Annotated in this window: 9 protein-coding genes and 1 pseudogene; 6 read left to right on the top strand and 4 right to left on the bottom strand. The window is 39.5% G+C overall.

Annotated elements, in window-relative coordinates:
• The 3 genes from V7659_RS22435 to V7659_RS22425 all read left to right on the top strand — a co-directional run.
• A partial coding sequence (locus V7659_RS22435) for an adenylyl-sulfate kinase (RefSeq protein WP_335542415.1) occupies window positions 1-243 on the top strand: 243 nt, incomplete at its 5' end.
• Window positions 244-342: 99 nt separating this feature from the next.
• Window positions 343-1,071, top strand: a complete 729-nt coding sequence (locus V7659_RS22430; protein WP_335542413.1) for a sirohydrochlorin chelatase — start codon at window positions 343-345, stop codon at window positions 1,069-1,071.
• 200 nt (window positions 1,072-1,271) lie between these two features.
• The gene (locus V7659_RS22425; protein WP_335542411.1) at window positions 1,272-2,156 is read left to right on the top strand and encodes a YitT family protein; all 885 of its coding nucleotides are present in this window, start codon (window positions 1,272-1,274) and stop codon (window positions 2,154-2,156) included.
• 44 nt (window positions 2,157-2,200) lie between these two features.
• Here V7659_RS22425 and V7659_RS22420 read toward each other — a convergent pair whose 3' ends face one another.
• The gene (locus V7659_RS22420) at window positions 2,201-3,445 is read right to left on the bottom strand and encodes an MFS transporter (RefSeq protein WP_335542409.1); all 1,245 of its coding nucleotides are present in this window, start codon (window positions 3,443-3,445) and stop codon (window positions 2,201-2,203) included.
• 198 nt (window positions 3,446-3,643) lie between these two features.
• Between V7659_RS22420 and V7659_RS22415 the strand changes: the two genes are divergently transcribed.
• Window positions 3,644-4,066: a MarR family winged helix-turn-helix transcriptional regulator gene (locus V7659_RS22415; RefSeq protein WP_335542407.1), complete on the top strand. Its 423-nt coding sequence runs from the start codon at window positions 3,644-3,646 to the stop codon at window positions 4,064-4,066.
• A 73-nt stretch (window positions 4,067-4,139) separates the two neighbouring features.
• On the opposite strand, the pseudogene V7659_RS22410 reads toward V7659_RS22415, so the two are convergent.
• A pseudogene (locus V7659_RS22410) lies at window positions 4,140-6,549 on the bottom strand (cytochrome P450).
• A gap of 251 nt (window positions 6,550-6,800) precedes the next feature.
• Between V7659_RS22410 and aspA the strand changes: the two are divergent.
• Entirely contained in the window at window positions 6,801-8,219 is a 1,419-nt protein-coding gene (gene aspA, locus V7659_RS22405) for an aspartate ammonia-lyase (RefSeq protein ID WP_335542405.1), read from the top strand.
• A 57-nt stretch (window positions 8,220-8,276) separates the two neighbouring features.
• Here the strand turns inward: aspA and V7659_RS22400 are convergent, their stop codons facing one another.
• Window positions 8,277-9,434 carry a polysaccharide deacetylase family protein gene (locus V7659_RS22400; RefSeq protein WP_335542404.1) on the bottom strand — a complete coding sequence of 386 codons (1,158 nt, stop codon included), beginning with the start codon at window positions 9,432-9,434 and terminating at the stop codon, window positions 8,277-8,279.
• A 358-nt stretch (window positions 9,435-9,792) separates the two neighbouring features.
• Between V7659_RS22400 and V7659_RS22395 the strand changes: the two genes are divergently transcribed.
• Complete coding sequence (locus V7659_RS22395; RefSeq protein ID WP_335542402.1) at window positions 9,793-10,824, top strand: VanW family protein; 1,032 nt, start codon at window positions 9,793-9,795, stop codon at window positions 10,822-10,824.
• Window positions 10,825-10,913: 89 nt separating this feature from the next.
• On the opposite strand, the gene V7659_RS22390 is transcribed toward V7659_RS22395, so the two are convergent.
• A partial coding sequence (locus V7659_RS22390) for a methionine aminopeptidase (protein ID WP_335542400.1) occupies window positions 10,914-11,126 on the bottom strand: 213 nt, incomplete at its 5' end.

The raw sequence follows: 11,126 nt of genomic DNA, 5'->3' as shown, positions 1-11,126 counted from the left end.
TTGTTCGAAGTCGGTGAATTTATTGAAGTCTTTGTGCAATGCCCGATTGAGGAATGTGAACGTAGAGATCCAAAGCAGCTGTATGCGAAAGCACGCCGCGGGGAGATTAAGGATTTCACCGGAATTGATTCACCATACGAAGCACCAGAACAACCAGAAATTACTCTTCACTCAGATCAAGTAACAGTTGAAGAAGCGGTGGAACAAGTCTTTGCTTATCTAAAAGAGAAGAACATTATCTAAAAGAGACGGTGGTTACTTCTCTCGCTAAAGAGGGAAGTATGGCAATGTCTTGAATGGTAGAGGATAGTAAGTAAGTGAAGCAAGGAAGGAGCAGTGAGGGTGAAAGCAATTCTATACATTGGCCATGGTACACGTTCAAAAGAGGGGGCTGAAGAAGCCAAATCTTTTATACATAGAGTGATGGAACGAATAAATGTGGAAATTCAGGAAATCTGTTTTCTCGAGTTGACCAAGCCAGGTATTGAAGAGGGCTTTCTGCACTGTGTAGATAGGGGAGCGACGGAGATAACTGTCGTTCCCTTATTTTTATTAGCTGCTGGTCATATTAAAGAAGATATTCCACAGGCTCTTTCTTCTCTTTGCGAGCGGTATCCAACCATCAATGTAAAGATAAAAGATCCTTTTGGTGTTCAAGGGAAAATACTCGATGGGATTGCTGAGATGGTTAGGGAAACGGTCACCGATCTAACACCTAAGGATTCGGTTTTAATTGTTGGAAGGGGAAGTAGTGACACAAGCATTCACACTGCCTTTACCGCGATTACGAAAGGAATTAGTGATCGACTTGGAATTGAAAAGGCTGAGGTTTGTTATTTAGCTGCAACGGAGCCAAGGCTTAAAGAAGGTCTTGAATCCATTTCTGTAAATTCTGCTGGAAAAATAATCGTGATTCCTTATTTATTATTTTCCGGCCTTCTTTTAAAAGAAGTGGATCATATGGTCAAGATGAGACAAAAGTTAGGTCAGCAGATAATTCACACCGGCCAACTGAGTAAACATCGTGTCATTGAAGATATTATCATTGAACGAGCAACAGAAGGTGAATAAATTTATTTCCTTTAGCTAAAATCGTAGGATTTTAGCTATTTTTTTGGAAAAAAAGGGTAGATTAACAAAGTAGATCATTAAAAAGATGAACTTAAGTTCATCTTTAGGTAAAAAAATGATATAACAAACAATAGATAGAGATTGTTTCACATTTTAACGAAACGATTACTGGCTAAATTTTTATGAAAAGATGTGATGATGTGACAGAACTTAAACAAGAAAAAGTTCAACACCGAAAGTTACCACTTAGAAAGATCATTCTTCGAGCCGTCGCGATCACTATAGGAGCTATCCTAATGGCAACTGGGTTAGAAATATTTCTAGTTCCAAACCATGTTATTGATGGTGGAATTACAGGTATTTCAATTATGCTTGCGCATATCACAGGATGGAAATTAGGAATTTTCCTCCTCATCTTAAACCTGCCATTTGTTTATATGGGATATAAGCAGATGGGAAAAACCTTCGCTATATCTACCGTGTATGGAATTATTGTTTTATCGATTTTTACTTCATTTTTTCATCCCATTCCAGCATTTACTGATGATATTCTCCTTGCTACTGTTTTTGGCGGTATGATTCTCGGGACAGGAGTAGGTGTTGTTATCCGCAATGGCGGTGCCTTAGATGGAACAGAAATACTGGCACTTTTGATCACGAAAAAAGTTCCATTTTCTGTAGGGCAAATCATCATGTTTATAAATATCTTTATACTAGGTGCAGCAGGTTTTGTGTTTAGTTGGGACCGTGCCATGTATTCCCTGCTAGCTTATGTAATTGCATCGAAGGCTATTGATACCGTTGTAGCCGGCCTCGAAGAATCTAAATCTGTTTGGATTATCAGTGATGAAGCCGAAGAGATTGGAAATGCAATAAATGCGAGGCTGGGAAGAGGAGTCACCTATATTAAAGGGCAAGGTGCTTTCACTGGTGACAATAAGAAGGTCATCTTCAGTATTATTACGAGGTTGGAAGAATCAAAATTAAATACGATTGTTCAGGATATTGACCCGAACGCATTTTTAGCAATTGGTGACATTTCAGAAGTGCGCGGAGGCCGATTTAAGAAAAAAGATATCCACTAATGAAAAAAAGGATCCGCGATTCATTCACAGATCCTTTTTTCATCTTAATGACCTATTTCGATATTATCTACATGATTAATATGTTTATTATTCATCCAGATAAATAGGACCGAAACAACCACAAACCCGCCTCCAACTAAAAATGGAACACTTGGGTTATAGATTTCGGCTAGTTTACCTGCTGTAAATGGTGCTATCGCACCCCCAATAAACCGTAAGAAGCTATAGGCTGCAGAGGCTGTTGATCGCTCAACTGGAGCTGCATTCATCACGGCTGTGGTAATAAGGGTATTATTATTTCCTAATAAAGCGCCAGCTAAAATGACAGCAGTAATGATGACCCATTGTGTAGAGGTCCATATTCCCATTACCACTAAAAGTAGAGCAAATAAAATTAACATCAAACACATTGATTTTATGGTTCCAAACCATACAGTTAGTTTTGGAGCCATAAAAACTGAGGTAATAGCCAGCAAAACTCCCCAGCCAAGGAAGACGAATCCTAACCCGTGCTCATCCAAGCCCATGACGAATGGTGCATATGCAAGCAAAGTGAAGAAGCCGAAGTTATAAAGTGCCGCTGCAATACCGAAAACTAAAAGTGAACGATGTTTTAAGGCTCGGAATGGATCCAGTAAAGAAGATCGTGATTTTACCCCAGTTGGTGTGGTTGATTTTGGCATTAAAATAAAGAGACCAATAAAGGCAATAATCATTAATGTGGCAACCCCAAGAAATGGACCTCGCCAAGACATTCCGCCCAGCCATCCGCCAAGTAGAGGACCAACAGAAATGCCAAGTCCGATTGCTGCTTCATATAAGATGATCGCTTTTGCAGTTCCGCTATTTGATAGTGAAACAATTGCTGATAAAGCTGTTGCTACAAAAAGTGCATTTCCAAGTCCCCATCCGCCTCGAAGTCCGACCAGGGTCCAAATCCCGTTTGAAATTCCTCCAAGTGCTGAAAAGACTGCAATGATTACGATTCCCGACAATAATGTCCATTTGATGCCAAGCCTTGTAGAAATCACCCCAGTAATAAGCATGGCAACCGCCATAACGGCATTATAACTAGTGAACAGCAAGGTAACTTCACTATGTGAGGCATGTAGTTGTTCGGCAATTGCCGGCAAAATGGGATCAACTAAACCCAACCCCATGAACGCGATAATGCTTGCAAAAAAAACGGCCCAAACTGCTTTTGGCTGGCTAAGTAAACCTGCCTTTTCATTGGGTTTCACCTGTATCTGTTGTGGTGGTGCGGTATTAGTTTTTGGTGCTGGTGCCATTAAATTTCCCCCTATGTGATTCTTTCCAACTTCTTGAATTAGTTGTATGATGAAAGTATATAATTGTATTATACAATCAATTTCCACTACGTCAATAGTGCTTTTGCCATATCAGTCAAATAGTGTTTCCTTACAAATAAGAATGTGAGTATGTTATCATAATTTATATGAGGAAATAACAGTGAGGTAGGATAGTAAATGCATGAACATTCTTTAGAAATGATCGAACTTGAATTAGCCATTCTGATCCGCCGAACCACGTCAATTTCGAGTAATAAGAAATTGGGGAATCTTGATCGATCAGCCTATTTAATCCTACGACGAATTAATGAAAAGGGTGCTGTCGGAGTTAAAGTATTAGCTGATGAATTTAAATTGGATATATCTACCGTCAGTAGACAGGCGGCGGCTTTAGAGCATAAAGATTATTTATATCGAATTCCCGATCCATTGGATGGTCGAGCTTATTCTCTTCAATTAACTGAACTGGGTGCAAAGGAATTGTTTGATTATCAACAGGCACGCTTGAAGAGAGTTTCGGAACTACTAGAAGATTGGTCGGATGAGGAACGTGAATTGTTCGGAGTACTTTTGGAAAAATTCAATCGGTCTTTTAAATAATAGTTATCTCGAGTTAATGTAAAAAGAGGTTGATCTAAAAGTTGTAATGGACTTTTTGGATCAACCTCTTTTTTTAACGGGCTTTCAACGGTGCTAATAGCTCTAAATATCTCTCAAAAGGCAGCTCACATGCCGGGTATTTTTCTAATAGATGTAACATCGAAATTTCTTTTTCGACAACTTGAAGTTGATAGGTTTCTTTATTTAGGAGTACCTCTAATTCCCTCTTATGTGGTGGACAGACAGTAAATTCCGCAAGTTCACGAAGTTGAGCGAGGGTGACAGTTTCCGTTAGATCAACACTATAGCTTAGTAAATCCGACACACGAACAGGAAAATCTAGAGGAAGGTGGGTAACTTCGCCTCTATTTCCGTTTAAGATCAGTTGTGTATTTTCATCTAGACCATATCGGTTAAGAACCCGGCCAACTAGTTCTGCTGAATTGCGAGGAATGATTCCAAGCGCATTAATCTCTTGATTTGGGACCACATATGATGGTATCGGGTTATTGATTCCGTTTACAAAATGAACTGATAAATTGTTGGTTGGAGCCGTGCTACCGTTTTCTAACCCAAAGAAATCGAATACTTTTGGCCAAACCTGTTCATGCCAATCTTCGTACTGTTGCTCAAATTCACTGCTTGCATCACCTTGTCCTTTTTGGAACAAACGAGTCCCGCCTCTTTCACACAGCCTCTCATCAATAAAGGTTGGAATCTCTTGGTACGTACTTGCCCAATTGGTATCACCACAGCCAAACACGACATATTTGACACCACTGAGTGATACGGCATTGTCTTCTTCTTTGAGCCATTTGACAAATTTACGGGCATTTTTTGGCGGGTTCCCATTGTAGGAGGAGGTAATAATAACGACGGCACCTTCTTTTGGCAGCGCTCCTGCAAATTCATCAAGTGTTGCCACTTCACTATGGAACCCCTTAAACCTTGCAGTCACAGCTAAATCGAGAGCGATACCCTCAGCTGTTCCCATGTTGGAACCATAAAGGACAAGCAGGGGAGTATTATGTGCACCTATAATTGATGGATTCATATTATCTGCATGTTTGGTATTCTTCTCTAATGCTGCACTTGATTCATTCATCGCAATGGTAAAACGATTAGTAGTCTCACGTGGGCGAACCTGCATTGTTAATCCGTCAGGCTTCAATGTTAATGTTTCCTTCACTTTCAATTGATAATTGGTATGGTCAATTAGATCGAAGTGTTTTAGGATCATCCCAATTAATAGTGTTGCTTCATGCATAGCAAATTGCTGTCCAATACAAGCACGCTGTCCGTTTCCAAACGGTTTGAATGCATCATGAGGGATTTTCTTTGAATCCTCAAATCGTTCAGGCCTAAATTCTTCCACGTCATCGCCCCAAGCTTTCGGATCGCGGTGCAGCTTNNACATCCCGCTTCTTAAGCGGATATTTTCCTGCCAGAAGTGTGTCTTCCTTTGCGAATAGCGAAAAAAGTGGAGCTGTTGGCCATAGCCGCAACGATTCATTCAAGATCATACGAATGTATTTCAGATTACGAACCTGAGGGTAGCTTGGAATAGAGTCAGTTAGAATTTGGTCAACCTCTGCATAAGCTTTTTCAAGCTTATCTGGGTTTTTCATTAAGAAATATAAAGCAAATGATAATAAGCCACTGGTTGTTTCATGCCCAGCAATTAAGAAGGTGATGATTTGATAGCGGATATTTTCATCACTCAGCTTTTCTCCAGTTACAGGATCAGCACTATTAAGCATCCGGGAAAGAAGGTCTTCAGCCTCATGTTCCTCATTTTGTTTGCGTTCTTCGATGATTCTGTCGACGAGGGAAACCATGGTATGTATATCTTGATTAAATTGTCTTTTTGTTTTAACCATGAATTTATCTTGTAATCCGAGACGGTTACTTTGATTCATGGCTTCGTCCAGTGCTGAAGCCATACTTGTAATAAATGGGTGTGATTTTTCGCGATAAAAACTATTAAATCGATAGTTAAAACCACATAAACCAATCGTATCTAATGTAAGCCTTGTCATATCTTCGGGTACATCAATACTTTCATCAGAATTGAGACGGGACCATTTTTGGATAAGTTGGACGGCAATATCAACCATCATGGAATGATAGCCTTTCATGGCACTTTGACTAAAGCTGGGAAGAAGAATGTTGTGCGCTTTTTGCCAATTTTCTTCTTTTGTCCAACTGGTAAATAGACCATCTCCGGAAAAGGCACGGACTTTCTGTAAAGGAGCATTGACGAGTTTGTCGAATCGAGAAACATCTGAAGCATCCTTTACTAAATCAGCAGAGGAGATAAATGTTCCAGTTCCCGATGGGAATTTAAGTTTGAATATGGGTCCATATTCATCGGCTAGTTTCATGATGGATTGAGTAGGTTGGCTTAAGTCTAGTTGTGGGAGATTACCAAGCGGGCCATATGTTTTTGGTTGTGGTATAGATGACATCTCAGTAGTTAACATGTTAACGATTCTCCTTCTATTCAAATTGACTATAAATTTATAATATTGAAATAATATTATGATAAATTATAACATGAACGGGTTGGTAATATAAGGTGTAATATACAAATCCTTAAGATAAATTGTTAGATTAGTATATTAACAGAGTAATTACTGTGAAAAGAGAGACAAAGGTTGTCTTAACTGTTATTATTTTTGTGTGAGCAACAATTTCACATTAATTGTTTTTATTAAGGGTGGGAGAGGTAATCATGGAAACTACAAGAACCGAACAAGATTTCTTAGGAAAAAAAGAAATACCATCAGATGCTTATTACGGTATTCAGACTCTAAGGGCAGTTGAAAATTTTCCAATCACAGGTTATCGAATACATGAAGAATTAATCATCGCCCTTGCGATGATCAAAAAGGCAGCAGCGATTGCAAATACAAATACGAAGCGGTTATATAGTGGACTTGGTGATGTGATTTGCCAAGCAGCCGATGAAATTATTGCAGGGAAATGGAATGATCAGTTCATTGTAGACCCAATCCAAGGCGGAGCTGGGACCTCTATGAATATGAATGCAAACGAAGTAATTGCCAACCGTGGACTTGAGTTACTTGGACACGAAAAAGGTGCGTATTTGCATTTAAGTCCCAATACGCATGTCAATATGTCGCAATCAACAAATGATGTTTTTCCGACTGCCATTCATATTGCCACACTAAGAATACTTGAAAAATTACTTTTGACGATGAAGGATATGCATAAAGTATTTAAAGATAAAGCAAAGCAATTTGAAAATGTAATCAAAATGGGTCGTACACATCTCCAGGATGCTGTTCCTATTCGACTTGGCCAAGAGTTTGAAGCATATTCTCGTGTGCTAGAACGGGATATTAAGCGGATTAACCACTCTCGTGAAAATTTGTATGAAGTGAACATGGGAGCAACTGCGGTTGGAACGGGATTAAATGCAGACCCCAAATATATCGAAGATGTGGTCAAAGAATTGGCGGAAATTAGTGGATTGCCATTGGTCAATGCTGAACACTTAGTTGACGCCACACAGAATACGGATGCATATACAGAGGTTTCAGCTGCACTAAAGGTATGTATGATGAATATGTCAAAAATCGCTAATGACCTCCGGTTAATGGCATCAGGTCCACGTGCAGGATTAGGGGAAATATCACTGCCCGCACGTCAGCCGGGTTCATCGATTATGCCGGGAAAAGTGAATCCTGTCATGCCAGAGTTGATTAATCAGATTGCCTTCCAAGTAATCGGGAATGACCATACCATTTGTCTTGCGTCAGAAGCAGGACAACTTGAATTGAACGTCATGGAACCAGTATTGGTATTTAATTTACTTCAATCCATTAGCATTATGAACAACGGCTTCCGTTCTTTTACCGACCATTGTTTAGTAGGTATTGAGGCTAATGAGGCACGCTTAAAAGAGAATGTCGAAAAGAGTGTCGGCATAATTACGGCAGTAAATCCGCACCTCGGCTATGAAGTGGCAGCAAGAATCGCCAGAGAAGCAACCGTTACTGGAAAATCAGTTCGTGAACTATGCTTAAAGTATGATGTCCTTAGCGAAGAAGAATTAGATCTGATTTTAAATATCTATGAAATGACTAAACCTGGAATATCAGGGGCAGCCCTCCTAGATAGAGATTAATTTTAATAAATAAACTATTTGGTGCCTGACACCCATTGGGGTGTCAGGCACCATTTTTTATTTTAATAGAATGCTTAACGGGACGAGTTGGTAGCCTTGGTCCTTTAGCCATGGAATGACTTGGTCGACGGCTTCCGGGGTATTTATTCCTCCGATATGCATAAGTATGATATCTCCATTGCTTGCTCCTGTTTTAATACGGGAAATGATAACTTCAGTGGCTGGCTGTTTCCAATCAATTGTATCAAGGGACCACTGGATGCTATAAGGATATCCCGCTGCACCAACAGTTTTGAGCGCGGCAGAATTGTACGAGCCGAAAGGAAAACGAAAATAGGGTTGTGGAGATTTTCCAGTTGCCTCCTTAATGGCTTCCTCTGCTTTGATAATATCGTGTTTTAACGCATTGGCCGTTGTTTTTACGGCATCAGGATGAGAGTATGAATGATTACCAATTTCATGTCCTTCCTCGACAATTTTCTTGGCTAGGCTAGGATACTTCTCAACCCATGTACCTGTAAGGAAGAACGTAGCTTTGACCTTATGCTTTTTCAGAACATCCAATATTCTTATCCCTACTGCATCACTTCCAGCATCAAAGGTTAATGAGATCTGTTTTTGCTGGGGGCTTCCTTCTGAAATAATGACGGAGGAGGCGGATGTCGGTGGTGGGTCCTGCTTAGGTGGAGTCGGTTCCACATTCTTTCCGTAAAGCTTTAAGATTTGACCTACAAAGATGGCATCGGAGGATAGATTATTCCATTGCTTTATTTTTTCTACAGTCACCTCAGCTCTAGTAGCAATGGAAAATAAAGTATCTCCCTTAACGACTTTGTATTCAACGATTTCGTTATCACCCAGAATAATTTGTTCAGGAGCAGCGGGCTCTGGGGCATTAGGTTCTTCTTCATCAGGCTCTCCGGATGGAGGGTGTTCCTCACCAGTAGGGTTTTCCTTTTCCGGCTCCTTACTATCATTATTTTGTCCGGGACCTGAAGGAGACTCTGTTGTAGGGGAATCGACAGGTTCACCATTCCTAAGGCCTGTCAGGTTCCAGTTGTAAAAGAACAATAAGAATACAACGCATCCTAAACAGATTGTGGCTAGAGAATAATAAATTCCTTTTCCGCTTTTTCGGTGAACCTGAGATACTACACCTAAAACAAGAGATACAGAAAATAATAGTATACTAAGCAGTATTAAGGTTTCTCGCATGGCACTTTCCCCCTTAATTTCAAGTGATGACCAGGGAGCAGAATCATTTAGTTTGCAAGGAATCGATTGAAGGAGTAAATTGAGGTCTAAAGGAGTATTTATATTAATTTAATTTCTGCTTTAATTATACCATATGAGAAATTGGGCTTAGTTGCTACGTACCTTTTAAAAAAAGCCTAAGAAGTATCGAATATCAATTTAATCTCCTTTTATATATTAGGGATTCCTTAATTTTTGCAGGAAATGGCGATTAAAAATGGAATAGAATAGGAGAGTCATATGTAACAAAATCAGTTGAATATCGTCTAATAATATAAAAGGGCATAAGGCTATACAAAAAGGAGTAAAGTAGGAGAAAATGGCGAAGCGTAATTGGGTTGTATCACTATTGGTAGCTGTGTGTTTAATTGGCACTGGATGTTCGGGACAAACTGCAAAAGAAAAAGAGGCAATGGCAGCGGAAAAGCAACAGCAAATCGAAAAAGAGAAGAAATTACAAGAAGAAAAGAAGCTGGCCGAAGCAAAGAAACGGGAAGAAGAAAGAAAAAGGGAAGAAGCAAGACCTGTATACGTAAATATTGTTGATCCGAACACGAAAGACATTGTAAAAACTTTTAATACAAAGGATTTAGGATACATAACGAATCCTGACAATTATAAAGTCGAAATATCAAAATTGACTAGAGAATTAGCTCGTGGAACCCAATCAAAGCCTGGCTACGACAAACGAATGGTTCTTGATAAACTTGATGAAGAAGGGAATATCATCAAAGGTACCCCTCAACAAATTCTGGATGAAGAAGAATTGGCTGAAAAGATAATGTTGGTTTCAGAAAAAGGCGGCAATGTGGAATTACCTTTATATGTGAATGCAAGCGGGTATCAGGCTGAGGAGGCTTCCCAATTAGATGACGTTGTAGTTGCCTCATATACGACCCACTTTAATAGTGGGACAGTGGGAAGAACGAAAAATATTGAACTCTCAGCCCACGCGATAAATAACGTCATCCTTGGGACCAATGATTCTTTTTCATATAATACAACAGTTGGTCCGAGTGATGCTGAACACGGATACCAAAAAGCACCGGAAATAAATTACGGTAAGTTAGTTGAGGGGTATGGCGGGGGCATCTGTCAAACGTCTTCTACTTTGTATAATGCGATTGATCAATTGGCCGTCCAATATATTGAAAAGCACCACCATTCTTTAACGGTGGGTTACGTGCCAAAAGGAAGAGATGCAACTGTTTCTTATGGAGGTAAAGATTTTAGATTTAAGAATACAACGGGTGTACCTTTAATATTAAAAGCAATCGTAAACGGAGGATCGCTAACGGTTGAAGTAAGGACTTCAAAAACGTATCAAAGTCAACTCAAGAAACGAATCTAATTAGCCAAATGATAAAGGTATGAAGTTATAAAAAAATCCCTTCATTAATCCAAACGGAGTTAATGGAGGGATTTTTATTTATTTTCAATTTACTGCATTTCTTCCCAATCTGTATATTGACCTGTGCCTTGGCAGCCTGGGCATTCAAATGAATTAAAGTAAGCAAATTCATTATATGGATATACGGTATAGCCGCGGCCGTGACAGTCAGGACATTTGCCTTGGTCTTTCATATTTGAGCCATGATTTTGGTATTTAGTCTCTTTCCATTGGTTAAAAGAGTTGAGTAGTCCCATTTTATT

It is taken from the genome of Neobacillus drentensis (assembly GCF_036966985.1).
In the GTDB taxonomy this organism is placed as follows: Bacteria; Bacillota; Bacilli; order Bacillales; family Cytobacillaceae; genus Neobacillus; species Neobacillus drentensis_E.
This window is presented reverse-complemented; position numbering and strand designations above follow the sequence as displayed.

Bases quoted from the DNA above. Each gene is read 5' to 3' on its own strand.
- V7659_RS22400 (WP_335542404.1), bottom strand. From the start codon at position 9,434: ATGCGAGAAACCTTAATACTGCTTAGTATACTATTATTTTCTGTATCT.
- V7659_RS22395 (WP_335542402.1), top strand. From the start codon at position 9,793: ATGGCGAAGCGTAATTGGGTTGTATCACTATTGGTAGCTGTGTGTTTA.
- V7659_RS22415 (WP_335542407.1), top strand. From the start codon at position 3,644: ATGCATGAACATTCTTTAGAAATGATCGAACTTGAATTAGCCATTCTG.
- aspA (WP_335542405.1), top strand. From the start codon at position 6,801: ATGGAAACTACAAGAACCGAACAAGATTTCTTAGGAAAAAAAGAAATA.
- V7659_RS22420 (WP_335542409.1), bottom strand. From the start codon at position 3,445: ATGGCACCAGCACCAAAAACTAATACCGCACCACCACAACAGATACAG.